19 protein-coding genes are annotated in these 26,988 nt (G+C 40.3%); 3 read left to right on the forward strand and 16 right to left on the reverse strand.

The annotated features are described in order from the left end of the window. Positions 1 to 16: 16 nt before the first annotated feature. The 13 genes from glgB to glgP (NIS_RS05120) all read right to left on the reverse strand — a co-directional run bounded on the left by glgB (position 17) and on the right by glgP (NIS_RS05120) (position 18,329). Positions 17 to 1,915 (reverse strand): 1,4-alpha-glucan branching protein GlgB, encoded by a 1,899-nt coding sequence (glgB, locus tag NIS_RS05065; RefSeq protein ID WP_012082310.1) that lies wholly within the window; start codon positions 1,913 to 1,915, stop codon positions 17 to 19. Further along, positions 1,912 to 3,366 (reverse strand): glycogen synthase GlgA, encoded by a 1,455-nt coding sequence (glgA, locus tag NIS_RS05070; protein ID WP_012082311.1) that lies wholly within the window; start codon positions 3,364 to 3,366, stop codon positions 1,912 to 1,914. The genes glgB and glgA overlap by 4 nt, the downstream gene beginning before the upstream one ends. Before the next feature lie 76 nt (positions 3,367 to 3,442). Next, on the reverse strand, positions 3,443 to 4,138 hold the full coding sequence (locus tag NIS_RS05075) for an ROK family protein (RefSeq protein ID WP_012082312.1): 696 nt from the start codon (positions 4,136 to 4,138) through the stop codon (positions 3,443 to 3,445). After that, positions 4,122 to 5,129, reverse strand: a complete 1,008-nt coding sequence (locus NIS_RS05080; RefSeq protein ID WP_012082313.1) for a galactose-1-phosphate uridylyltransferase — start codon at positions 5,127 to 5,129, stop codon at positions 4,122 to 4,124. Before NIS_RS05080 ends, NIS_RS05075 begins: the two co-directional genes overlap by 17 nt. Beyond that, a complete protein-coding gene (locus NIS_RS05085; RefSeq protein WP_012082314.1) occupies positions 5,117 to 7,066 on the reverse strand; it encodes an alpha-amylase/4-alpha-glucanotransferase domain-containing protein in 1,950 nt (649 codons plus the stop codon). The genes NIS_RS05080 and NIS_RS05085 overlap by 13 nt, the downstream gene beginning before the upstream one ends. A 9-nt stretch (positions 7,067 to 7,075) precedes the next feature. Continuing rightward, a complete protein-coding gene (locus NIS_RS05090) occupies positions 7,076 to 8,977 on the reverse strand; it encodes a glycoside hydrolase family 57 protein (RefSeq protein ID WP_012082315.1) in 1,902 nt (633 codons plus the stop codon). Continuing rightward, positions 8,974 to 10,680 (reverse strand): hypothetical protein, encoded by a 1,707-nt coding sequence (locus tag NIS_RS05095; protein ID WP_197524213.1) that lies wholly within the window; start codon positions 10,678 to 10,680, stop codon positions 8,974 to 8,976. Before NIS_RS05095 ends, NIS_RS05090 begins: the two co-directional genes overlap by 4 nt. A 45-nt stretch (positions 10,681 to 10,725) precedes the next feature. Then, the gene (locus tag NIS_RS10315) at positions 10,726 to 11,499 is read right to left on the reverse strand and encodes a nucleotidyltransferase family protein (protein WP_197524214.1); all 774 of its coding nucleotides are present in this window, start codon (positions 11,497 to 11,499) and stop codon (positions 10,726 to 10,728) included. Beyond that, complete coding sequence (locus NIS_RS05100) at positions 11,496 to 11,759, reverse strand: glycogen-binding domain-containing protein (protein WP_012082316.1); 264 nt, start codon at positions 11,757 to 11,759, stop codon at positions 11,496 to 11,498. The genes NIS_RS10315 and NIS_RS05100 overlap by 4 nt, the downstream gene beginning before the upstream one ends. A 3-nt stretch (positions 11,760 to 11,762) precedes the next feature. Beyond that, positions 11,763 to 13,412, reverse strand: coding sequence for an alpha-glucan family phosphorylase (gene glgP, locus NIS_RS05105; protein ID WP_012082317.1), 1,650 nt, complete (start codon positions 13,410 to 13,412; stop codon positions 11,763 to 11,765). Then, positions 13,409 to 14,650, reverse strand: a complete 1,242-nt coding sequence (locus NIS_RS05110) for a glucose-6-phosphate isomerase (protein ID WP_012082318.1) — start codon at positions 14,648 to 14,650, stop codon at positions 13,409 to 13,411. The genes glgP (NIS_RS05105) and NIS_RS05110 overlap by 4 nt, the downstream gene beginning before the upstream one ends. Next, entirely contained in the window at positions 14,647 to 16,236 is a 1,590-nt protein-coding gene (locus tag NIS_RS05115) for a phosphoglucomutase (RefSeq protein WP_012082319.1), read from the reverse strand. Before NIS_RS05115 ends, NIS_RS05110 begins: the two co-directional genes overlap by 4 nt. Then, positions 16,233 to 18,329 carry an alpha-glucan family phosphorylase gene (gene glgP / locus NIS_RS05120; protein ID WP_012082320.1) on the reverse strand — a complete coding sequence of 699 codons (2,097 nt, stop codon included), beginning with the start codon at positions 18,327 to 18,329 and terminating at the stop codon, positions 16,233 to 16,235. Before glgP (NIS_RS05120) ends, NIS_RS05115 begins: the two co-directional genes overlap by 4 nt. Before the next feature lie 128 nt (positions 18,330 to 18,457). On the opposite strand from glgP (NIS_RS05120), the gene purH reads away from it, so the two are divergent. Further along, positions 18,458 to 19,978: a bifunctional phosphoribosylaminoimidazolecarboxamide formyltransferase/IMP cyclohydrolase gene (gene purH, locus NIS_RS05125; protein WP_012082321.1), complete on the forward strand. Its 1,521-nt coding sequence runs from the start codon at positions 18,458 to 18,460 to the stop codon at positions 19,976 to 19,978. Beyond that, positions 19,978 to 20,709 carry a DUF72 domain-containing protein gene (locus NIS_RS05130; protein ID WP_012082322.1) on the forward strand — a complete coding sequence of 244 codons (732 nt, stop codon included), beginning with the start codon at positions 19,978 to 19,980 and terminating at the stop codon, positions 20,707 to 20,709. The genes purH and NIS_RS05130 overlap by 1 nt, the downstream gene beginning before the upstream one ends. Here NIS_RS05130 and NIS_RS05135 read toward each other — a convergent pair. Next, positions 20,642 to 21,955 carry a PepSY domain-containing protein gene (locus NIS_RS05135; RefSeq protein ID WP_012082323.1) on the reverse strand — a complete coding sequence of 438 codons (1,314 nt, stop codon included), beginning with the start codon at positions 21,953 to 21,955 and terminating at the stop codon, positions 20,642 to 20,644. The two genes, NIS_RS05130 and NIS_RS05135, sit on opposite strands and share 68 nt — an antisense overlap. Next, positions 21,949 to 23,973 carry a TonB-dependent receptor gene (locus tag NIS_RS05140; RefSeq protein WP_012082324.1) on the reverse strand — a complete coding sequence of 675 codons (2,025 nt, stop codon included), beginning with the start codon at positions 23,971 to 23,973 and terminating at the stop codon, positions 21,949 to 21,951. Before NIS_RS05140 ends, NIS_RS05135 begins: the two co-directional genes overlap by 7 nt. A 73-nt stretch (positions 23,974 to 24,046) precedes the next feature. Here NIS_RS05140 and NIS_RS05145 point away from each other — a divergent pair, with 73 nt between their 5' ends. After that, entirely contained in the window at positions 24,047 to 25,639 is a 1,593-nt protein-coding gene (locus NIS_RS05145) for a nitrite/sulfite reductase (RefSeq protein ID WP_083754363.1), read from the forward strand. On the opposite strand, the gene NIS_RS05150 is transcribed toward NIS_RS05145, so the two are convergent. Next, positions 25,615 to 26,979 carry a dynamin family protein gene (locus tag NIS_RS05150; RefSeq protein ID WP_012082326.1) on the reverse strand — a complete coding sequence of 455 codons (1,365 nt, stop codon included), beginning with the start codon at positions 26,977 to 26,979 and terminating at the stop codon, positions 25,615 to 25,617. The two genes, NIS_RS05145 and NIS_RS05150, sit on opposite strands and share 25 nt — an antisense overlap. Positions 26,980 to 26,988 lie beyond the last annotated feature (9 nt).

A 26,988-nucleotide genomic window follows, 5' to 3' on the forward strand; every position in this document is an offset into this window, starting at 1 on the left:
TTTTTTAAGTATACTCTTATAAAATAAATTGAAGATAAAGCACGCTGATTGCAGGGAGAGTGATAGTTAGGGAGTTTTCAAAGCCACAGCACACTTTTGGCTCGCTTTGCAGCACTCTATCTGAATAATGATCCCAGCCCATATATTTTGGATGCTGGGAATTGAAAATCTCTTCATATTTTCCGCTCTTCGGAACAGGCAGAATATAGTTTTCATACTGGGTATCCGCAAAGTTGCAAACGACTATGAGCGTTTGATCTTTTGCAACTCTCGCAAAACTTAAAACGCTTCTTTGCTCATCCTTTTCATTAAGCCAAAAGAATCCTTCTCTTTTTTCATCCCATTGATGAAGTGCCGGAGCGGTTTTGTAAAGGGTATTTAAGTCTTGAACCATTGTATGCAAGGCTTTGTGCTCTGGATCCTCCAAAAGCTCCCACTGAAGCTGGGCATCGAAGTCCCACTCGTTGTATTGGCCAAACTCTCCTCCCATAAACAGAAGCTTTTTTCCGGGATGTGCTATCATATATCCAAAAAGTGCCCTCAGATTTGCCAGCTTTTGATTGATATCTCCTGGCATTTTGTTGATGAGAGAACCCTTCATGTGGACCACTTCATCATGGCTGAGGGGTAAAATGAAGTTTTCATCATAGGCATACCACATGGAAAACGTGATCTGATTATGGTGGTATTTGCGAAAGAGGGGATCTGTTTTGAAATATTGAAGTGTATCGTGCATCCATCCCATATTCCATTTGTATCCAAAACCGAGTCCACCTGCATATACCGGTTTTGTGACTCCAGGAAATGCGGTAGACTCTTCTGCTATCATGGTAATGCCTTCAAAGGATGAGTAGCAGCTTTCGTTGAGCTGTTTTAAAAAAATGATCGCCTCTAAGTTTTCATTGCCGCCATAAATATTTGGTTCCCATTCTCCCTCTTTTCTTCCGTAATCAAGATAAAGCATACTTGCCACTGCATCTACCCGAATTCCATCGATATGATACTTTTCCAGCCAAAAATGGGCAGAAGAGATCAAAAAGGCTCTCACCTCATTTTTCCCATAATCGAAAACGGCGCTTTTCCACTCCGGATGGTATCCTTTTTTGGGATCTTCGTACTCATATAAAGCAGTACCATCAAAAGCGATCAGCCCATGACCGTCCGTGACAAAATGCGAAGGCACCCAATCAAGTATGACCCCAATGTCGTGGGCATGCATAATATCCACAAACTCCATAAATTCCTGTGGTGTGCCGTACCTTGCAGTTGGAGCATAATAGCCGCTTACCTGATATCCCCAGGAGCCTTTAAAAGGGTACTCTGTAATCGGTAAAAGCTCTATATGGGTATATCCCATTTTTGTTAGATACTCCGCAAGCTCTTTGGCGGCATCTGTGTAACTAAGATAACTTCCATCTTCTCTTCTTCTCCACGATCCCAAATGCACCTCATAGATATTCATAGGTGATTCGTGGAGATTAGTTTGAGCTCTTTTTTTCATCCATGTACTATCTTTCCAGCTGTATCCCCGCAGTGACCAGATCCTTGAAGCCGATTTTGGTGGTTTTTCTGCATAGAATGCATAGGGATCCGCTTTAAGCAGGGTCGTATCGTATGGGGTGACAATATGGTATTTATAGGTTTGTCCTATTTTCGCATCAGGAGTAAACCCTTCCCATATTCCGCTTCCATCCTCTCTTTTTTTAAGAGGATGGGAAGTGGCATCGTATCCGTTGAAATCTCCGACGACACTTACATACTTTGCATTTGGTGCCCATACGGCAAAATAGACTCCGGGCTCTTCGTCATATTTCATAATATGAGAACCGAATTTTTCATACAGTTTCGTATGGGTCCCCTCTTTAAAAAGATAGATATCAAAATCGCTAAAACGTGTAACCTCGTAGCAGATCATCGTTTTGTCTCCAGTGCCAGTTCATAGACCCTTTCATACTCTTTGGCGCTTCTTTGCCAATCAAACCGTTTGCTCATAGCGGTGTGGATCATCTTGCCAATGCCCTCTTTATCATGGAGCCAGGTATCTACAGCCCAGCGGACCGTTCCTACAAGTGCATCTTTGGTAGCATCGTAAAATTTAAAGCCATCTCCCGTTTTTGTTTGAGGCTCATAGTTTTGGATTGTATCATCAAGCCCTCCTACCGCCCTCACAATCGGAAGAGTTCCATAGCGAAGAGAGTAGATCTGATTGAGTCCGCATGGTTCAAAAAGGCTTGGCATCAAGAAAAGATCGCTTCCCGCTTCGATCTTGTGTGCCAGTTCGTTGGAATATCCCACAAAACAGCCAACATTTTCATATCGATTGGCAATATCTTGAAAAAAGCCCTCTGCCCACTTTTCACCGATTCCCAAAAAAACCATCTGAAGAGGCAGATGTACCATCTCGTGCGTGGCCGCAGCTATCAGTTCTATACCTTTTTGCTGGGCAAATCGTCCTACAAAACCGATAAGTGGAAGATCCTCTCTTTGAGCAAGTCCTAATGTTTTTTGTAGATCCTGCTTGCATAGTTTTTTGCCATTCAAATCATCAATATCGTAATTTTTGGCTATAAAGGGATCTGTTTTTGGATTCCACTCATCGTAATCAACACCATTCAAAATGCCAAATAGTTTATATGCGTGAGCTTTGATATGCTCTTGCAGACCAAATCCAAACTCTGGTGTCTGGATCTCCTGGGCATATTTTGGACTTACCGTTGTAATTTTGTCTGCGTGATAGACAGCACCTTTCATGAGATTGAGTGCTCCAAGCGCTTCCATCTCGTACATATTGAAGTGTTCCCAGCCAATTCCGAGATATTCAAAAGCTCTTTTGGAAAAGATACCTTGATGCTGGAGATTGTGTATCGTAAAAACAGAAGCAGTTTTTTGAAAGAATGGATCTTGGCGCAATATGGTATTGAGTAGGATCGGCTGAGCTGCCGTGTGCCAATCGTTAGCATGGATGATATCGGGCCTGAAATCCAAAGCTCTTGCAAGTTCCAGTGCCGCTTTGGAAAAGAAAATAAAACGTGCATCATTGTCTGGATAGGAGTAGCCGTTATAGTCCGTATAGAGATTGGCTCTACCAAAAAAGATCTCATAATCGATAAAATAGATCTCTACACCTTCATAAAGAGTTTTGTATGCAGCGCACCATAAAGTCCCAAGAGGGCCCATATCCACACCAATATTTCCGATAGCGAAGTTCAAATCTGACTTATTGATCGTATAGTAACGAGGTAAAACCACTTTGATGTTGTGTCCCAACTTTTTGAGTTGTTTTGGCAGAGCTGCGGCCACATCTGCCAGGCCACCCGTTTTTGCAAATGGTGCCATCTCTGAAGCACAAAAGAGAATCTGTTTCATGGAAGCCTTTCTAATAGAATTTTTATCCCCTCCAGTGAGGCATCTTCAAGTTTTGTAAGGGTGATTTCACTATTTTTCAATGCGAAGGGGGAGCATAAGCATCGATTTTTTGCTTTATTTGATCGATTATAAACGAGTTATTCTGTATTACCCCTCCTCCCAGTACTAGTATTTTCGGATTACAGAGGGTCAACAAGGTAGAAGATGCATACAAGAGAGCTTCTAAATAGAGATTGAACAATGTTTGATTCTCCAAAGAAGGCTCTATTTTGAGATAATTTGCCCACTTTTGTAGACCACTCCCCGATGCAAAAAGTTCTATACAGTTATCTTTTCCACAGCCACAACGAAAAGGAGCCTTCTTATAGGGGATATGTCCTATTTCTCCCGAGAGATTGCGAAATCCACGAACGAGGTCTCCTTGCTCTATGGTTGCACTTCCCAGACCCGTTCCGGAGTATAAAGCTGTGATAAAAGATGCATTGAAATATCGTGCTTCCGCCAAAACGGCACATTTAAGATCGTTTTCCAAAATATAGGGAAGTCCCAATTTTTTAGGATTGAAAGCGGCATGGATATTGGGTGCAGAGAGTATTTCATTATTAAAAACCTGCCCGGCATAGGCGATGCCTACATGGGTGATTTTACCTTTTTTGATCAATTTCTCAATAAATGTCTGCAATTCAATTCGATCAAGCCGCTCTTTTCCTTTTATGCCATTCATCATTTCCCATCTGATATAGGTTCCTCCGATATCAAGAGCCAGTTTCATACCATCTCCTGAGAAGCTTTGCAACCGTTTCCGGAAGTACAGGATTGATCATCGATCCTGTGGAAATCTCAAAACCACCAAGTGTATAGATCCTTGGGGTTATACGAATGAAGAAACGAAAAATGTTTTCTGTTTCATGAAAAAAGGAGCTGTTTTCAAAGTTTTCATTGAGTGGCGGAAGGTAAAAAACAAGATTAAATGGAAAATCTCCAAGCTCTTTTGATAGTGCATGAAACAGCAAGAGGATATGTGTTGAGAGCTCTTTAAGTTCATTTTGCGAACACTCATCAAACTTTAGATCTTTTGAGAGGATTACGGTCTCAAAAGCAAAAGAGGAGGCATAGGGAATATAACTAAAAAAGTTGTCGCTTTCATAAAGATTTCGTTCCTTTTTTTCTATTTCGAAACTTATAATATCTTCATGGAGCGCTCGTCCATGATGATGATAGTATCTTTGGCAGTGTTCAAAAAGAGCAAGTTGCGTTTTTGTCATAATCGGCAAAGCTATGATTTGCGTATGGGGATGGGATTGTGTAGCACCCGCGCTAATTCCATGATTTTTAAATATCTGTAAAGCAATCATCTTCTGATCTTTGCGAAGATCGATAAAGCGCTCTTGAAGTGTAAAAAGCCACCAAAAGATCTCCTCTTTGCTCATGGTATGCAAATTTGCATAGTGATTTGGCGTATCTATTACGATTTCATGTGCTCCATATCCTCCCCACATCTCATTAAGACCATCTCTTTTGGAAAGAAAAGGAGTCTCTATTTGAACCGCTTTATACAGATTCGCAATCACTCTTGTCTGCCAGGTCCCATTCTCTTTGACCGAGAAAATCTCTTGAGGTGTAAGCTCCTCATTTCCCGGACAGAAAGGGCATTTTTGCGTGGAATGCATCGAAAGAGAGTGTTGGGGCATGGGTCTATGCAACCGCTCTGGAGCTATAAGGACATATTCGTTGTGCAAAAGATCGTATCTTATTTCAGACATAGTTTCATATCCCAGTTGAAGTTTTTCGTAAAGGCAAAAGAAAAAGCGATACTAATGCCTTGTTGCGTAAGCTCAAATCCCTTTTCGTTTTGCGATACGGTACGAAGAGGAACCGCATAGATCTGTACCGCTTCATTGAATGAAAAATGAAGTTCTCTTTTTGTAAAAGGATCCTTGATCTCAAGTTTTTTTGAGAAAAACTCCAATTCGTCACAGCAATATTTTGCATTGATAAGCAGTGTTTCATAATGGGCGAAATGGAGATTCCACTCGCTGATGTAGAGAAGCTCTTCTGTATATGTTGAGTGAAAATCGATTGAGATTTGTAAACAGTCTGTATCGACAAAATAGTTCTTTTTCAAAGTGGAGGGATATTTTTTGTCTAGATAGAGGCCTCCTTTGCGCTGGAACTCAAGAGGCTTTTGTAATATAAACGGCTGATTTGCAAAGTCTCCATACTCTTTGAAACTGTTTTGAAAAAAACTCTGCGTATTGAAGGATGCATCACTGAAATGATCGATTGCCGAATTTTTGATATACCAATCAAAAAAGAGATTTTTTTTAACCTCCTCACTGATCTTTGGAGCCATCTCATGAATTGTAGTAATCCCTTTTACATCTTTTTGATTTTGCGGTTGGAAAATCTTTTCATGATAGGCTTCAAATTTTCTTGTGAGAGTATTTTGAAAATTAAAAGAAGATGCAATATCCAATAATTCAATAATCTGTCCTCCCTGTTTTTCATAGAAGCGCCAGACGAAGCTATCACGTTTCACTTCAATCTCTTTATATCCATCCATATCTTTGTCGCCAACTTCCATCCTATCATCAAGGCTCTTTTCACACTCGGCAACGAATCGATAGGCGTTGTCTCTTAGATTTGGCAGATAGAGCCCTCCAAAAATACCATGCCAGAAAACATCGTTTGTCTGCAGTTTATACAAATATTCACTCTTTTGTTTTTTTGAGAGATCAAGCATTCGTTTGTGCAATCTGTTGGACTCTTCATATTTGACAAAAAAGTTTCTCCAGATACCTCCTCGGATAAATTTTATGCCGATTGTCTCAAAGTACTCTTTACCCACTGTTGCTTTGAGCTTTTCAAGTTCAAGAGTATCTTTTGACCGCAGGCTCCACTCTCCCATCTCATAATAAGAGACATTGCAAAGATAGGCAAGCCCGTTTGCTCTTTTTGACAGCATAGACTCGAAATGCTCTATTTGTACGCTTTGCAAAACTTTTTGAATGAAAGATTCCAGCCAACCCTCTTTATAGACCCACTCATATGTATTTGGCCACAGACCAAATTTCTCCGCATCGTCGAACAATATGGCATTTTCAAAGGAGCAGATAGCCTCAATGGCGTCATTCACAGGATAAAAAGGGATAGCGTAACGAAGTTTTTGTGAGATTGGAAAGAGGGCAAATCTATTGCCACTCTCTTCACTGAAAAAGTAACCATCAAGCTCTTCTTTGTCAAAGCCGCTTGCAAGAAAGTGGTAATCATCCACCGTCACATACTCGATGTCACACTCTGTAAAATCCGTTGCTACGGAGCTTTCCCATACCCGCTCAGTCAACCAAAGTCCTTTTGGCTTTTTGTGAAACAGTTTTTCGATGTAGTTATTCAATTTTTGAATCTGTACGGTACGATCCTCTCGTGGTATGCTAGCAAGCACCGGTTCATAGAATCCACCGGTAAAAAACTCGATGCTTCCTTGCTCATTCAGATACAAAATATCTTCAAAGACATCAGGGTATTTTGTACGGATCTCCTCGAAAAGCCATCCACTGCAGTGCAGAGCAAAACGAAAATCGGGATATTTTCTAAGGGTTTGGAAAAGGGGTCTATAACATCTTTTTACTGCATTCTCTACAGCCTCTGGCAAATTGTTTGTGGGTTGATGCATATGGAGCCCAAAATAGAAGCTACTCATTGAATATCCTTATACGAACCAGTGGATGGAGTAGTCATTGTCGATCCTTATGTAGAGTCTTGTGGTTGATGGCACGATTTGAAGAAGTTTCTTTTTCTTATAGATTTCTATCCTAACTTCAAACTCCTTTTTTTTGCAACCATTTTTGTCAATTTCGAATTCAATTATTTCATCTTTTGCCATACTGCTTATTTGGATTTCATCTTCATCAAAAAAAATCCGACAATCAAGGAGCGCTATATCTTCTCCATCCATTCTAAAAAAGATGGAACTCTCGTTCTCTCCCCAAAAAAGCTTTTGAATGGCAAAATTACTCTGCATCGTTGAGGATACTTCCTCATTCAAATAGCCACTATCGAGCCATTCGAAAAAGGAGGTCACTTTCCCATCGATTACAGGATATATATAACCTTGAGGTTCATTGATCGTAGCCTGCATAGAGTGCGATCCTACAATCGGCACCCTTATATCGTTTGGCGGAGTGATACCAAGATGGGTATAGATTGCCATAAGATGCATTCGAAAGAGGGTGTCAAACTCTTGCGAAAACTCTGTAAAGTGTCCATATCCATACCACCAAAACCAATCAGAGGTCTCAGCAAGCAGAAATTGGCGCTGAACATATGCATCTTTTGAGTGATGCAGAGAATCTCTTTTAGTTTGAAACAGAAGTTCCCATGCCCTGTTTTTCTCTTCATCCCCTATCCATGTATCAAAATTTCCATAGATCCATGAGCCTGGGGCCAACTTTTTTAATCTTTTTGACTGTAGGGAGGAGGCTTCATCAAAAGTGATGGTCTCGTTGTTTTCAAGCATGGCATACAAGGCGTTCAAAAAGTCCCAACCGTTTTTGGGATAGTACTCCCAGGCATTTTCACCATCCAATATGATAAAAAGAGTGCCTTTTTGGGGGAGTCTTTGCGCAAAATCTTTGACTGCTTGATCGGCTGGGAAATTTTTGTAGACGAAGCCCAAAAGATCGCTTAGTTCATGATCACGAAAAAAGATTTTTACACCTTCAAAAGAGTAGGGACTATATTTGTCACTCTCTTCACTCTTATATAAGATTGCCTCATCTGTCGCTATCCATGTGATATTCTCTTTTTTATATAGCGCTACGCTTTTTTCATCTACCGCCCCTTCAGCGGGCCAAAATCCTTTTGGGTCTTTGCCGAAAACCGCTTTATAAATCTCTTTTGCTTTTTGTATATGCAAAACAGCGTCATCTTGTAAAGAGAGGGGGTGCTTTGGCAACGGTATAGCCGGATTTGCCTCTTTTGCCACACCAATATCAAGTAGAAGAGGCAGAATCGGGTGAGAATAGGGGGTGGTTGAAATCGCTATCTTTTTTTCATCCTGCATTTTTTTATAAAGAGGGAGAATAGATGGCAAAAAAGAAAAGAGTGTATCTATCAAATGCTCTTTTTCACCTTGGGTAAAACTGCTTTTTCGTAGAAGCGATTGGATCAGAGGGTTTGTATTTCTTAAATAATTGCCACACCAGCATAAAAGAAAATAGACTTCCAGATCGTTGAGTTCTTCATTATTAAGATCCTCTTTTTCAAACAGTGTAAAAAAGCGATCGTCAAGATCGTATCCCATGGTATGAGGATGCACTGTTTTACACAGTTTTTGAAGAGTCCGCTTCTCTGTTTGTGTCAATTGATCCGTTTTTTTAAGAAGGAGTCGTATATTTTTGTCACAAGAAGGACCTTTTTGGATGTAGTCTTGTAGCTGTTCGATGAGTATCGGAGTGAGATTGAAACTCACTTTTACACTGTATTGTGAAACGATATATGGCATATCATAGTAATCTTTGATTGCATGCAAAAAAACCCAAGGGAGTGTAAAAAAACCCTTTTCATCCCTATAGTCTGGTTGGTGCATATGCCATAGTATCGCTATCTTCACTCGTTCATCCACTCACTTATTAGTTTGCTGTATTTGTCGTGCAGCAATTTTCCTTCCTCTTCGTCACTTGCTTGCAAGAAAAGATTGAGATCTTCAGTATACTGGTCAGGGATCATCAAAACCCAGTCTGTATCGTTTTCCCAGATTTTAACACCATCAATAGTAGAATGGGGCTTGTTATGGGCATATTCTATGAATTTTCGCATCATTTTTCCCTTCTTACTCTGTGGACAGGGGATTTTGCACTTTTTATAATAAAAATGTTTTACTTCTCTTTCTATTTTAGAGAGCAGGATATTATGGCGACTTAAAAGCTCCATAATTTTGAGCGTTGCATAGATAGCATCCCTGTGGTATGCAAATTCCGTAAAGGCAAAGTTACCATCAACAGTCGCAATCAGGTCATACTGTTTGAACTCTTCCCTTTTGAAATTAAAATATTTTCCTCTGTCGATTTCAATATTCTTAAAATCGTTATCCATCATATCCGGTGCCCAAGATGGTAAAAAAACTTTATATTTTTTCCCTTTTTGAGTCGCATCGATATCCATCAAACGGAGTACCGCAATGAGCGTATCAACTCTATTTAAGACTTCACAATCATCACTGATGAGCGTTAATCGCTGGCCGTGTGGATAGATAAGTACCCCGAGCTGAAAATTCAATGCGGTGACGATACGAGACACATCATATTGGGACTCTTTGGCATAGTGGGTTATATTTTCCAGTTTCAATCTATCATAATAGGCATTCAATAAAATATTTTCTATCTGGATCTCAGAAAGAATGTGCGGGAAAATCTCTTTTGTAATACCAAACATGAGATCGATCGCTACTTTGAAATTGCTTCCTTTGATGATTTTATGATCTATAAGCTCTTCAATTTTTTGTAGATACATTTTGCATGCACTCTTTCTTAAACGATCGTCATCAACCAGTTTTCCCATAGCTTTGTAATCAACTTTTCGAAATTTTTCCGTAAAGTAGTTTTTCTCCACATTTTTTGCCATTTCCGTATCGAGTCTGTGACCTTCATTGGTATACAATATGATTTCCACGCTGGAAGGATCCTGGATACTTTTGCGAAAATAGGCTCCTGCGTCAATATGATCATTTGCTCGGATGTAATATCTCAATACTGATGGTGGTATTTCCTGAAGGTCTTCAATATTGACGCCCGTTGCAAGAGTTCCACCATCAAAGGCACGTTTGAGCATCCTGGATGAATCTTCAAAATCACGACCTATAGCGATGGTACTCCCTTCTGGAAGCAAAGATGCAAAAGCCTCTGCGATTTTACACGACATCTCACAACCGATTTCGATATTCGCTTTACCACGTATGACGCCTTCATGAAAGATAGCGTTTTTATATTTCGTCCCCCATACAACATTATTTGTAACGATGGCGGCGGGTTCTATCTCCTTATTTGGCCATACGGTCACATCTTGATCAAATGTTGCGAATTTCCCAACATGACACCCCTCGGCCAATACGACGCCTGCTTTTGCAGTGACCATGTCGTCGATACTGTTGTCGTTACATATAACCGCATTATCAAAAGTACATTTTTTCCCGATCGTAATATTGTTCCAAAGAATGGAGTTTCTCAGTCTACACTCTGGCCCGATGGAGACATTATTGCCTATGGTTACATTGTGCAGTCTTGTATTTTTCCCGATCGTTACGTTATCGCCGATCACTACCGTATCGATAATCTCAACACTTTTATCTATTTCGCTGTCGCCTTACAGATAGAGCGTTCCTTCAGGATATTTGATCACTTTGCCAGGAATTTCAAACTTCACTTTTTGTAAAAAGATATCTTTGTGTACTTCCCTGTAGCTCTCTGGATTACCCACATCTCTCCAGTATCCGTGTGCTGTATAGCCTAAAAGATCGATTCCTTCTTTCATCAACAGAGGAAAAAGATCTTTGGCAAAGTCAAAGGGTTCCGCTTTTGGAATGTAGTTTAAAATTTCTGGTTCGATAACATATATCCCAGTATTGATCGTATCGCTAAATACTTCTCCCCAGCTCGGTTTTTCCAAAAATTTCTCGATTTTTCCATCTTCATTGACGATGACCACCCCGAATTGCAACGGATTATCCTCAGAAGTCAAGGTAATAGTGAGTTTGGATTCTCTTTTTTCATGAAATTGCAAAATTTTTTGAAAATCAAAATCGGTTACCAGGTCGCCACTGACTATCATGAAAGTTGTATCCAGATAATCTCTGGCCATACCTACCGCACCCGCCGTTCCATAGTCTGCATCGGGTAATACGTAGTGGATTTTTACGCCCCATCTGCTCCCATCTTTGAAATGGTCTTTGATGATTTGGGGTTTATAATAAAGAAGAATCACCACCTCATCGATGCCGACTTTGACAAGCTGCTTTAAAACATTCTCCATCATGGGAACGTTCATAACAGGGAGCATCGGTTTTGGAAGGGAGTGTGTGAGGGGTTGGATACGGGTCCCAAACCCTCCGGCCATGATAACCGCTTTTATTTTTTTCATGGTTTCACCTTCAAAACGGAATTGGAACTCCCGTAAGGAGAAGGGGTGGTAGGAAGAGTTTCATCAGTTATCCAGATACCATCGATAAGATATCCAAATTCATACGTCCCCGCCTTCAGGCGTTTCGTTTTTGAAAAAGATCCATCTTTGTTCTTTTTCATCGGCTCTTCTTTCCAGCCGTTCCAGCTACCTTTGAGGATCACCTCATCTGCATCCGTGTGCACGATAAACGTCACACTTTTTGGGTTTTTTTTGATCATCTTTTACTCCTTATAGGTATACATCTTTTTATAGTACTCATCCGCCATTCTCGTGCTATCAAAATAGTGCAAAATATCTCGCATACCGTTTTTGGCAATCTGGAGCCATTTTTTCGGATTGTTGTAATACATCGGTAAGATAAGGTTTTCAAGCTTTTGCATCATATGTTCATAATCGAGCCTATCAATCTCCTCTATGGGCAGATTCGGATCTGCATGGGGGATAACAAAAGCGTTTTGACCATCTTTGGCAAATTCCGCGATCCATCCATCGTCAATAGAAAAATTGATACTTGCATTGACGCCCGCACTCATTCCACTCGTACCACTCGCTTCTCTTCCCCATCTAGGAGTATTGAGCCACAGGTCGCTTCCTTGCTTAAGCAATTTGGAAAGGCGCAGTTCATATCCAATGAGCACGGCCACATTTTTGAACTCTTTGCTCATCAGCACAAGTTCATTAAAGGCATCAATAGCATTCGTATCGAAAGGATAGGGCTTGCCTGCCCAGATGATTTGGATAGGCGTATCGTTGTTTTGCACAAGATTTCGAAAGCGCTCCATATCCCGGATAAGCAACTTTGGTCGTTTATACTCAGCAAATCGTCTAGCCCACACAAGGGTACATACATCAGGATCAAAAAGTTTCCCCGTCTGATCCGCCACCTCTTCAAAAAGTTTATGTTTGAGATGTTTTTTTCTGCCAATCAACTGATAATCTTCATGCTCCTGCATCCAGCTCAGCAGTTGTTTGTCGGCCCAGTAGTTCATATCTTGCGCATTGGTGATACTGACGATCTCGCTTCTTCCCTTCACATGAGACCACATCTGGTTGGAAACCTTTTCATGAATCTTCGATACTGCATTCGATCTTTTCGATAATTTCAAAGCACCCACCGTCAAAGAAAAATTTTGCGCATGGTAATCAAGAAGATGTTGCACCTCCTCGGCGTTCAATCCTGCAAAAAACCCCATTCTTGCCAAAAGGCCGATATCATGTTCTTCATTACCCGCCATTTCCGGAGTGTGGGTCGTAAATACAAGCCGTTTTTTCACCTCTTCGATATTTTTGTAGCTTTGATAAAGCTCGAAAGCAAGTGGTAGAGAGTGCCCTTCGTTCATATGATAGATTTCGATATCTTGTCCAAGAGCTTTGAGTACTTTTAAACCGCCGATACCCAAAACAATCTCTTGTGCGATTCTGGTCTCCTCATTGATATCATAGAGTCTATGGGATATTGTCTGACTGAGATAATCGTTTTCAAAGATATCGGTAGTCAGTAAAACAACTGGAGCAGTACCAAAAACCGAACCTGGAAGAAGATAGGCTTTGACTTTTACAGGTTTATTGTTGATCATAACTTCGACCACGATACCGGTCTCTTGTAAAAAGTAGTAGAATTTTCGTCGAAAATCAACCTTGAGTGTATTGTCTTCGTATCTGTTTTGATCGTAGTATCCGTAGCTCCAAAGCATGCCAATACCGATAATATTCTGACGAAGCTCGCGAGCACTTCGCATATGCGAGCCTGCTAAAAAGCCAAGTCCACCAGAGTAGGTTTTGAGTGCTTGATCGATGGCAAACTCCATAGAAAAGTAGGCAACACTCTTCTGATATTGGGGATCGATTTGGTAGTGGTGCAACTTTCTCATTTGTTTACGAACCTTTCTCTCAGCAATTTTTTGCCAAGTTCCACCCCAGGCTGCTTGTAGGTATCAATGCCAAACATCTCTCCTACTACAGAAGTGAGCAGTTCATAATAAGCCATCAACTCACCAATACTCTCTTCATTCATAAATGGAAGAACGATTTTATCGACGGGAATATCTTGACCTTTTATACTCCGCATCGTTGCCTTGCACTCTTCATTGATGAGTCTATTGAATGTGGAGCCATTGACAAAGTCTGTTTTTGACAAATGAGGCAAAGCGATATCCGGAATGGTTAGATCCTCTTCAAAATTATCGATACAGATAAAAGTGATCGTTTTGTCCTGCGGACCTTCCATGACGAGCTGCAAAAAGGAGTGTTGATCCACCGAGCCTATGTGTGCGATCGGTGTAGGACCTACACGGTTGCCGTTTCGATCTTTTTTGCCAAGCGACTCTCCCCAAAGTTGAACATACCATTTGTTAAAGTCTTCCAGTTCATCGGCATAGGAAAAAAGAACGTTCATTCTGTACTTTTGCCAATTTTTATAGATAAAAGCCGCTTTTGTAAGAATGTGCTCTTCATGAAGCATGAAAAAGCGATCGAACATTGCTTTGGCACCTTGCAAAAAGCTCTGCGTATCGTATCCGGCTATCGTCAAGGGAACTATGCCGACGGCACTCATGACAGAAAATCGTCCACCAACATTTTTGGGAATTGCGAAACTCTCGATTCCATACTCGTTTGCAAAAGCGTGAAGAGAAGAGTCATTGTCGGTAATAACAAGAATCTGATCATTCTCTTTGTCCAGATCGATTTTGTAGTGTGCAAGAACAGCTTTGAAGATAGAGATTGTCTCAATAGTTCCTCCCGATTTGGAGACAACAACAAAGAGGGTACCCTCTTTTGGAATCTGCTGGAAATTGTGACGAATCGCTACAGGATCTGGGTTTTCTAAAAAATAGATCGGCTTGCGATCTTTTTTGTATCTTAAAAAATGGTCTATTGCCTTTGTTCCGAGGGATGAACCCCCTATACCGATAACAACTATTCTCTCAAATTTTTGATCAAGCTCTCTTTTTTTGATCTCTTCAACTATGAGCTGTGACTCTTCGGGCAGATTAAAATATCCCGTCACGCCATTCTCTTTTTCATGCAGTACAGCACCGTATGCGTTTACCATAAGGTTTTTTACATCATTGTCAATTTCTAACGGATAGTCTAAATGGTAGGCATTCATATGAGATTCCTTACAATGGTTTTTGCTTCTTCTTGCAGTCCTTCAAGGTGCTCTTTAGATAAAAAACTTTCTGCATAAATTTTGTAGATATCTTCGGTACCGGATGGCCTTAGGGCAATCCAACCGTTTTCGGTGACGATTTTCACTCCTCCGACACTCATGCCGTTTACTTCCGTAAACAGCTCTTTTATCGGCTCACCCGCCAATGTTTTCAAACCGATTTTTCGAGGATCGATTGATTCTATTTTCTTTTTTATCTCCTCATTTGCAGGTACATCGATACGCTCATAGTAACTTTTGCCAAATTGTGCTTCCAACTCCTGATAGATAAGTGCCGGATCTTTGATTTTGGTTTTGATTTCCGCGGCTAAAAGCGCCATGATAATGCCATCTTTGTCCGTTGTCCAGACAGTCCCATCTTTTCGCAAGAAACTGGCCCCAGCACTCTCTTCACCGGCAAATCCAAGCCACCCTTCATACAGACCATTCGCAAACCATTTGAACCCAACCGGCGTTTCATATACTTCCACTCCCAAAGCCTTTGCCACACGATCAATCATGGAACTGGAAACAAATGTTTTTCCAATCTTGAGGTTTTCTGGCCATTGACGATTGGTAAAGAGATACCATATCGCCACACTCAAGAAGTGGTTTGGATTCATTAGCCCGCCAACAGGAGTAACGATGCCGTGGCGGTCTCCATCGGTATCATTCGCAAAGGCTAGATCGTATCTATCTTTTATCTCAAGCAAAGAGGCCATAGCGAAGGGGCTGGAACAGTCCATTCGGATCTTTCCGTCATGATCGAGCGTCATGAAGGAGAAACGGTAATCAAGATAGTCGTGACGAAGATCCATCTTCAGACCATAATGCTCCTTGATCTTTCGATAGACCTGCATGGTAGAGCCTCCAAGAGCGTCTGCACAAAGCTTTAGTCCCCCTTTACGGATCCCTTCCATATCCACTATCTCTTTCAAAGCCTCTACATAGGGAACGATGAAGTCCTCTTGTTTGATATGTGCTTTTTTTAAAGCATCTTCATAGTCGACTGTTTCGTAGTTTTGGTTTTTCAATATCTCATTTGCCTCTTTTTCGATGATCGAGGTCACATCCGTATCGGCCGGACCCCCATGTGGAGGATTGTATTTGTAACCTCCATCCTCCGGTGGATTGTGTGAAGGCGTCAAAACGATACCATCGCACTTTTTGCCACTTCTGTTTTTCTCCAAAATCGTAAACGACACAACAGGGGTAGGGGTGAACTTGTCGGTATGGATCACTTCAATCCTGTTTGCTGCAAATACTCGTAACGCACTCATCTTTGCTGGAGTGGAGAGGGCATGGGTGTCGATTCCTATAATGATTTCTTTGGTATCTATCTTTTTTTTGTAGTTGCAGATTGCCTGAGATATAGCAAAGATATGCTCTTCATTGAAGCTACGATTCTCGGCACTTCCTCGGTGCCCACTTGTACCAAATTTTACAGGAGAAAGATCTTTTTTGAGATAAAAATATTCGCTCACCAGTTTTGCCGTATCTATCAAAATATCTTTGGGGGCTTTCTTGCCCGGTATCAGACTGTTCATTCTTCCCCTATCTTGTCATAAAATTTGTTTTTGTACTCTTTCATCATTCTTCGTGCGCAAAAATGTGGTGCTACACTTTTGATGGCTTCTTTCATCATTTTCGTCCATTCCGATGGGATCCCGTTTTCATCTTGATCGTAATAGAGTGGAATAATTTCGTTTTCCAAAAGATCATACAGTTCATTTGCATCCTTCGCATCATCGCTTGGATCCACGCCAAAAGTCCAGCCATTTTTGCCGTTAAACCCTTCTACCCACCATCCATCTTTAGTCGAGCAGTGCAAAACTCCGTTTATGGAGGCTTTCATACCGCTGGTCCCGCAGGCTTCCAGAGGGAGTCTTGGATTATTGAGCCAAACATCACATCCTTTGACCATATATTTTGCAAGCTCCTCGCCATAATCTTCTATAAAAGCGATCCTGCCTTGAAACCTCGGATTTTTTGCCACATTGAAGATCTTTTGGATAATTTTTTTTCCAGGAATATCTGCCGGATGGGCTTTACCTGCAAAGATAATCTGAATAGGCTCTGAAGGATCATTGACAATCTTTTCAAGTCTTTCAAGATCATACAGTATCAGATCAGGACGTTTGTATTCTGTCATTCTTCTTGCAAAACCGATGGTGAGGACTTCTGGATCGAGCATCACACCTTCTGCCAAAAGCACCATAGGATCGGTTCCGCCAGCCGACCATTTTTTACGTCCCTTCTCTTTGATGAAATTGAATAGATCATATTTGTTTTGCATATGCATCTGCCATAAGAACTTTTCATCGATATCATCAACTTTAAACCAGATGTCGGGATCATCCTGAAATTCGCACCATTCACTCCCAAGTGTCTTATCGAGCTCTTTTTCCAAATCACCATCCATCCACGTACCCAGATGTACTCCATTGGTTACTGCATCAATCTGGGCATTTTGCTCTTTTAATACTTGTTGCCAAATCTTTGTAGCGACTTGCTGATGCTTTTTACTTACACCGTTTTTATATTCGCAAAGTTTCAAAGCCAGTACGGTCATGTTGAACCCATTTGATGGATTGGCAGGATCGATACCGAAGGAAAGGAGATCGTTTATATTGATATTTAGTTTCTTTGCATACTCTCCAAAATATTTCCCTACCATATCAAATCCATAAACATCCGTTGCAGCCATCAACGGTGTATGAGTCGTAAATATGGAACTTTTTTTCACCTTTTCTACTGCATCTTTAAATTCGAGTTTTTCATTTTCCATAAAGTATCGAAGTCTTTCTATTAAAGCGAAAGCCGGATGCCCTTCATTCAGGTGGAGAATGGAAAACTCAATTGCGAGTCTTTCTAATACCGCATGACCTCCTACACCCAAAACAATTTGCTGCCTGAGTCTTTGATGCATATCGGATGTGTAAAGACGGTAGCTGATCATTCGATCCCAGGGATCGTTTTGTTCGATATCTGTATCGAGAAGATAGAGGCTCACGCGTCCAACATTGACCCTCCATACAGAAACGTAGACTGCTGGAGTGATTAAAGGAACTTGAATGGTCAAATGATTCCCTTTTTCATCAATAACCTTTTCTATCGGAGCGATCTCTTTTTCGATTTTTTCATTTTCTCCTTTTTGCCATCCATCACTTCCAATCACCTGATGCACATATCCACCCGGATACATGAAACCTATGCCCACCATAGGTAGATTCATATCGCTTGCCTCTTTAAGGATGTCTCCGGCCAAAAATCCAAGTCCTCCAGAATAGATAGGGAGGGATCTGTGTAGACCATATTCTGCACAGAAATAGGCTATCGTTTGGGATGAGACACATCGATTTTGTATTTGCATATACTGTTTAAAAAGTGCATACACATAATGGTATTCATTTATAAAATTTTCATCTACAAGAAGCTTTTCGTAATCTTTTTTTGAAAGTGAACGCAGGAGTTTGATAGGATTGTGGACGCTCTCTTTCCAAAGATAGGCATCTATCGTTCGAAAAAGTCGTCTGGCTTTTGGGTTCCAGCTCCACCAAAGATTGAGTGCGATCTCTTGGAGTCCTTCGAGTTCTTTTGGGAGATTCGGAATTCGAATAGATTGCGTGGGGTCGTTCATTTCGTTTCCTTTAAAAATCAAATCCATTATACATCATAAATTTTAAATTAAAATTAACGAAGAATCCCGCATATAGGGAACTATAAGTATGAAATGGATATAATATAATCAAAAAATAAAGGAAAAAGATGAGAGCACTTTTAAGTGTCAGCGACAAAACAGGTATTGTCGATTTTGCAAAAGGGCTTGTGGAGCTAGGCTTCGAGATTGTCAGTACCGGAGGAACCTGGAGAGTTCTTAAAGATGCGGGACTCGAAGTAACGGAGATCAGCGAAATAACGAACTTTCCAGAATGTTTCGAAGGAAGGGTGAAAACTCTCAATCCCTATGTTCATGGGGGGATACTTTATAGAAGAAACAAGCCAGACCATGTCGAAGAAGCGAAAAAACTGGGAATCGAACCGATCGATCTAGTCTGCGTCAATCTCTATCCATTTAAAGAGACGATCGAAAGAACAGACGATTTTGAAGAGATTATCGAAAATATCGATATTGGCGGCCCTACGATGGTAAGAAGTGCTGCCAAAAACTTTGAAAGCGTCATCATCGTCACAGATCCAAACGATTACGACAAGGTTTTGGAAGCTTTGAAAGAGGGCAAAAATAGCCTAGAGTTTAGAAGAGAGCTGATGATAAAAGCGTTTGAGCATACGGCTCAATACGATGCAACTATCGCGAACTATATGAATGACAGATTTCATGAAGGATTCGGGAACAAGCAGTTTCTCGTAGGAAAAAAAGTTTTCAATACCCGTTATGGAGAGAATCCGCATCAAAAGGGGGCCTTGTATGAGTTTGAAGATTTTTACAATGATCTTAACATTTTAAAAGGCGAGCCAAGTTTCAACAACCTCACCGATATCAATGCGGCAACCAAAATCGCTGTAAGCCTCGGTAAAGGAAGCATCGTTATCGTCAAACATGGCAATCCTTGTGGAGCAGCTCTCAAAGAGGATCTCGTAACTTCATGGCAAAAGGCGCTTGCAGCAGATCCTGTGAGTGCTTTTGGAGGTGTTGTCGCTGTCAATGGCGTGGTAACAAAAGAGCTGGCTGAAGAGATCAATAAAATTTTCGTAGAAGTTTTGGTCGCTGGGAAAATAACCGAAGAGGCGCAAGAAGTATTCGCAAACAAAAAACGAATCAAACTTTTTGATCTTGGACAGGCTGAACTTGAAATCAGTGGCGATATGTACGATTTCAAACATATCGAAGGGGGCTTTGTCTACCAGACAGCCGACTTTGTCAAAGACGAAGAGGTGTTGGAAGCAAAACAGGTCAGCAAGGTGGGCGTTGAAGATAAAAAAGATCTTTTGATGGCGTATAAAATCGCAGCTCTTACAAAATCAAACTGCGTAGCATACGTCAAAGATGGAGCGCTCGTGGCAATCGGTATGGGGATGACGAGCAGGGTGGATGCAGCGAAATGCGCACTCAAAAAAGCACAGGAGCTTGGCATCGATGTAAAAGGGGCAGCAATGGCAAGTGAAGCCTTCTTTCCGTTTCGAGACAGTGTGGATGAGGCGGCAAAAGCTGGTATCAAAGCTATTGTAGAGCCAGGTGGAAGTATCAGAGATGATGAAGTAATAGAGGCCGCCAATGAGCATGGCATCGCCCTTTACTTTACCGGTGTGAGACACTTTTTGCACTGATGATCTATATAGGAACGGCTGGATGGAGCATACCAAAAGAGTATGCCCACCTTTTCCCCAAAGAGGGAACACATCTGGAGCGCTACGCCCATATTTTCAACATTACTGAAATCAATAAAACCTTCTATCAGCTTCCTAGAGCTACTACGCTTCAAAAATGGAGCAAAAGCACTCCCGATCATTTTCGATTCAGTGTAAAACTGCACCGTTCATTCACCCATTTTCACAAACTCAGATCGACCGAAAATTTGCACGAATTTATAGAACGTATGCAAAACCTTGGAGACAAATGGCTTGCTCTTTTGATTCAGCTTCCACCAAAATTGACTTTTGAAGCAGAAACCGCAACACCATTTTTTTCTACTCTTCGCTCAATCTATCAAGGCCATATCGCTTTGGAAGCAAGAAATGAGACATGGCTAGAGGTAAAAGAGGTTTTACAACAGTTTAATATATCGCTGGTTGCAGCCGATCCTCCAAGATTTGAAGGAAATAACAAGCCACATTTTTATACTGATCTGGTTTACTATAGACTTCACGGCTCTCCAAAAATGTACTACTCAAAATATGATGAAGAGTTTTTAAAACAAATTGCCAAAAATATCATGCGTTTGAAGGCAAAAGATACTCTTGTCATTTTTGACAATACCGCCAGCGGAGCGGCTATAGCAAATGCTTATGAACTACGGCAAATAATCGCTTCCTTGCAATCCAACGAATCGAACCGGTAAGATAGAGTATTAAAAGTGCAATTGCAGCCAAATCGTTTATCCATATCCACCAAGAAGAGAAGAACTTTCCATTGTGCAATCCCAAAAGAATAGAATAGAGTGTGATACTTTTTTCATCTGGCAAGGCAATATCTGTTGATGGAGTGAGATAATAACGTTTCCCTTTATAGACAAAAGTATCTTTGAACATATGAGGAGCCAAGAGTTCTTGAACTTTTCCATTTTGTAGAATTCTGTTTTCGGATCCCATCCCACTTATGAAAAGTGTCTTTTTATCTCGAATGAGCCTATAGACAAAACCCTTGCTCACAAGTTTATAGTTTTTCAAATCTTTTGTTACAAAAAGGCCGAACCTGTTTCCTATATATATTTTCCCTTTGTATAGATCAATTGCCCAAATGTCGTCACTTAAATTTTTGTATGCAGGCGGTAGAATCAAAAAAGGGATTTTGACACTGTGTAAAAATTGTGAGAGCCCTTTGGCATGGTCAAGAAATATACCGGTTAGGGCAAGAGTAAAAAGAGGAACAAAAGCGATGAATGTAACAATGTTTGCGTGAGCTTTGATCCATCTTTTCGCAACTTTTGCTTTTTTTTGAAGCAGTATAAAGATCAAAGCTCCGCTCAATGATAAAAAAGCCAAAATCAGGGCACCATAGTCGTTGATCAAAAGTGAAAAATTTGTCATTAGTCCCCTTCCATAATGGAGATCTCGAACAAATCGAGATAGCGTAATGGAATCTTGATAAAGCTTTGGTGGTATTGTTGCACGGTATGTTTTGATTGAACCATTTTTATCTATAAGAGCAATCTCTTTTTTTTCTATAACAGCCACTACTTTATCATTCTCAACACTCAAAGCGGTAATAGCTCTTCCTTGCAACGCGAAAGGTAGCAATGAGCTGTTTTTGTAAAGAAAGAGTCCTTGATCTGCGGCAATGAGATACTCACTATCTCTCTTTTTGATCGCATTGACACTGATATCGCTTACTTTTTTAAATTTTTTTCCATTAAAAAGATAAAGACCTTTTTTGGATCCCACTAAGATAGTATCGCCATCAACAAGATAACTTTGCAATAACTTTTTATCATAATCTTTCAGTGATGATGGGTAGTGGCTAAATTGAATGGTGTAGAGAAAATGCCACGATTTGTGATCAAGAAAAAAACCAGTAATTGCAAGATTGAAAAGAAAAAGGAGGGCAAAAAGCCCTACAAATTTATGTAGTTTATAAAGTTTTACCATCGATATGAGAACCCTACATAGATCATTCTAGGATCACCTGGTGTATAATCTGTCTTTCCATAGGCATATCGTGCATATGCAGCATAATGTTTATCTATGACATTGTTGATCTTAAAATAGAGTTTTGCATTTTTTGTCATATCATACGATCCTTTGAGATGCCATAGTGTATAGCCACTATAGCTGTATGTATGGGCATCATCCATCCAGTATCTGCCAACATAGTTCATTTCCGGCATAAGACTTAATTTATCGTATTTGAAGGTATATCGAAAATTGGCCAGATGATTTGGAGCCTGAGCCATCTCATTGTCACCATATTTTGGATCATTATGATAGTTGTGTCTTGAGTAACTGTATGCTATGTGGATTTTGTTATGTATATCAATTGCATAGTTACATGTCAGCTCAATTCCCTTGTGGATCGTATCGTTACCGTTTGCATAGTATCGCACACCGTTTTCCTCATAGCGTGTTATTGTATTGTCAATGACCATATAATATAAAGCGATACTTGTAAAGAGATTCCCAGTCTCTCTTTTCCATCCTATCTCATAGGTATCGCTTGTTTCAGGATCGAGTGAAACGAACTCATACCCTTTTTTCATGGAGTAGAGCCTGGAGGCTTGGGGAATTCTAAATCCATTTGCATAACGTACATAGAAGTTATTCGCTCCATTGATATATGAGAAGGCCAGTTTTGGACTCAAGTGGGAAAAATTGTCAGTTCTATCGGCTGGTCTGAAATAGGTTCCAGAGGCATCGTAACTGTCGTCTTCTAGATTATTATTATAATCGAACCTATTGTAATCGTACCGAAGACCTGCGTGCAAAGACAGGGCAGATGTAAGTTTTCTTTCATATTGAATAAACGGGGCAATAGCGAAATAGTCCACATCATAATCATACAAAGGCCCTGCATAGTATGTTGTTGCTCCCCAGCCAGTAGTAGTGATGGTAAAGGGTTGGATATAATCCAAAGTGGAGTGTGTTACTTCCGCATCTATTCCAAACACCATCTTTTGATTACTGTCTTCATAAAAGTTTTTATTTCGAAGACCAAAGGTATAGAGTTTGTTGTCGTTTTTCGGAAGGTTTTTCTCCCAAGTGGCAGTGTATCTGTTTCTGTTATATCGAAGATAGGCAATATTTTGTATCTCAAGATTTTTGAATGAATAGTTGTCCCACTCCAAGGAGATTCTTGCGAAATCAAATTTTCTTGAAACATCGGTTAAAGAGAGTGCTTTAAAATAGTTTGGATCGTCACTGGCAGCTTCGGATCTACTGGTTATGTTGTCATAGTCATTAAAACTGTCTGCTTGCAAAGCATCTGTTTTTGAAGCGTGAAACATCAATTTGAAAAAATTCTCATCGTCTTTTTGCCACTTTGCGCCAATATCCAATTCTCCATGATTTGTGTCGGTATGATCCCTCCATCCATCGCTATGCATGATATTGGCTTTTGCTGCAAAATCGGTACCTTGAATCTCTTTAGCCGTTTTGGCTCTGAGTGTAGCATATCCGTAACTGCCTCCTTCAGCCTTGATTTCACTTTCTTTTTTGTCAAAATCGAGGCTTCTGACATTAATAACTGCTGCAACGGCATCTGACCCATAAAGCGCTGTCCCTGCACCCTTTAACACTTCAACACTATTTGCATTTTGGAATGTGGTATAGGCAAGGCCATTGTGATTGAAAAAGCCAGAGCTCTGTACAGGAATACCATCTTGCATAAAAAGATAGTATGGACCGGTATTGAGAGGCATACGGATACCGGTCATATGTCCCAAAACGGAGCCAGTTTGCTCAATTCGGACTCCACTGATGGAATTGAGCAACTCTTTTTGATAGACAACTTGATCCAGATCTATCTCTTTTTCTCCCTTTGACTCGATAGATAAAGGAAGTTTGAAATTCTCCTCTTCAAGTCCTGTTGCAGTAACGCTAATCTGTTCTATTTCCATAGATCCTGCAATAGCACAAGAGGCAATAACAGAAAAAAACAAACTTTTTCTCATCAATACTCCTTTTTTCGAGAATAGTAGAAAATGAGTGTTAGACAGGTGTTAATTGATGTTAATCAGATGTTAATTGGGAATTTTTAGTACCATTACTGTTATGAAACGAAACAAAATAGAGAAACTAAAAGAGCGGCTGTCTCCTTGGGAGTATTATCATCATCGCTTGCCAAACTTGAAAGAAGAGGAGATTGAAGAGTCGGATATCTTCTATCTCAAAAACTTTGGAATTTACACAACAAAACAGAATCCAAAAAATTTCATGCTCCGCTTACGTTTTGATCAAAAAGAGTTGCCTCTAGATTTGGCAAGGTTCATTTTAGATAATATCAATGCATCTACAAAACTTTTGATTACCGCAAGAGGACAGCTGGAACTGCATGGACTAACTTTTGAAGGAGCCCGAACGCTTCACTATCTTTTTCAAAAACAGGGACTAACCAGTTGTCAAACCCTCATGGACAATATCAGGTCCATTGTAAGCGATCCACTTTATGATATCGCTCAAGATTCCATTTTTAACGTAATGCCATTGATAAAAAAAATGCAGAAACTCTTCTTGGAAAAACAGAAGTGGTGTGGAATGCTTCCAAGAAAGTTCAATACGGCTATTGCCGCAAACAAAACACTCACTGCACCTTTTTGGGGGAATGACTGCTATTTTGCACTGGCAAATAAAGATGATTCGTATGGATTTCATCTCTATGTTGGAGGGAAAAATACCCATTTCGCACAAGATTGTGATATTTTCGTTCGTTATGAAGATGTGGTGGAAATGTATGAAGCGGTTTTACAAACATATCTTGTTCACGGACTTCGTGCCAGCAGAACAAAAGCGAGACTCTACCATCTCATAAAAGATGTGGGTCTTGAAAAATTTAAAGAACTTTTACGGAGCTATTATCCAAAAAAATGGCAAAGTGGTGGGGAGACTGTTATACACTTTCACGAACCTACCAAACAGTGGTTTATGCTCAAAGATGGTGGCTGGGCATATCGATACTTTACAAAATTTGGAGAGGTAACAAAAGCGGAATTTGCCCATATCATAGATCTTGCACAAAAACATCATGCAACTCTCCGCTTGGGAATTGATCAAAATATCTATATGATTTCTCTTGCCGAACCAAACATCGAAATCGATTCTAAACCCCACACAGTCTTGGCATGTGCCGGAAGCAAATACTGTATCTACTCTTTGTTCGATACGAAAGAGGCTGCAGCAACTCTCCCAATTGAAAGACTCAATAAAAACGACATTACGGTAGGATATAGCGGCTGTTTGAAAGGATGTGGAAGACATATTGTAGCCGACATCGGATTTGTTGGAATACGTTTGAATCAATATGGAAAAGTAGAGCGGGGGGTTCGACTCTATATGGGAGCATTGCATTCCAAAGGCACTTTTCCAGCAAGATTGATTTTCTGGGCTGTACCGCTTCGTAAACTCAACGCTTTAATAGAAACTATCCTCGATATTTTTGAAAGAAGTGGTTATGATTCGTTCGAAACATTTTGTCAAAATGAGATCAACCAATATGAAGAGGAGAAAGTGGCTTACTTTTTCTTGCTTCGTATGAAAGGGGAAGATATAAAACTATCCAGTCTTGATCTTCCCTCTCATGAAGCCTTTCTGGCACTTCAAAAAGAGCTCTTCTCTTCCTGAGGGGGTTCGCTCTTTTTCATCTTAATAAACTGGTCGTTGAGTTTTTGAATAAAGGATTTTGATTTGTTGATCAATCGCTCAAGCTCTTCTTGCATCGATTTTTTAAGTGGATTTGTCGAAAAGATAGATCGAAACCACCTTGTCTGCTTTGTAAAAGCTTGCTTGAGTTGCAAATCATCTATTTTTTGACCCATTCTTTGAGAAAGCCAACTTTTTGTTTTAAAATGGAAGATAAAAAAAACAATTACACTTACGGCTGAACCTATCATCCATAGTGTCTCATTCTGAAACTGCATCGCTATCCAACCGCCAAGAAACGCCAATATAAGAATATACACAACATCAAAGAATAAAATTTTGTTTCGAAAAGTTATCAGCAGTTCTTGTAATTTTGAAGCGAGACTCATAATCTCTTTTGCACGGTATTCCACATTTTTAACTATTCGATAGGCTCTATCGATCAAAACCTTATCCATTTTATGCTTAATTTCTGCAAGATCATGATCTCTTTTCTTTTTGAGTCTCTCTTCAATAGCTGGATGCTCGATAGAAGCTGCAGCTTCGTTGTAAATAGCGTAAAACCTACCGCTCACGATCCCCTTTTGACTCAAAGCTCTTTGCCATGCTCCGATAATCTCTTCTAAATTGTCCTCTTTGGCGCAAGTATCGATTTGATTGAGAATATAGAGTACTTTGTCCGAATCTGCGTGATTCTTGGCAACTTCAACAAGATGGTTCAGGGTATCTCGCATCGCTCCAGGTTCAGGATGCCTTGCATCAAAAAAGATTAGAACAAGGTCGCTTAGATCGATGATATGCCGAGTAATTCGAAGGGTGGCATCCCTTTGAACATCCGCATCAAACCCTGGTGAATCTATGAGAATTTTTCCTTTGATGTTTTCACTATTGACGGCTTTGAGTTGAAGATAGCGATTGATATTTTTCTCTTCGGGATCGAGTTTTTCGATCTCTTTTGATATATTGTAAAATGGAAATCTAGGATCTGCATCAAGGGCAACACCCGGTAGAGTCGTCACTTCTTCATTTCTGCTATAACATATAACGGTAAATTTGTCATCGACCGCTTGATTTCCTGTGCTTTGTACTCTTTTACCAAGATATTCGTTTATGAAACTCGATTTGCCCGCACTGAAGGTTCCAAGAATAGAGATAAGTGGCCACCAGGAAATCGATTCTGTATAGGTTTGTTTGTCGTTTAAAAATCCAACTTTGCGTGCTATAGTATCAAGCTCTTTATACTCATCGATCACTTCCATCAAAATGGGATTTTCCTCTTTGAGGTGTTCTTTGAGTTTTGCATATCGCTCTTTTGGCGTCATAGAGTTCCT

The sequence above is a fragment of the Nitratiruptor sp. SB155-2 genome (genome assembly GCF_000010325.1).
Classification (GTDB): domain Bacteria; phylum Campylobacterota; class Campylobacteria; order Campylobacterales; family Nitratiruptoraceae; genus Nitratiruptor.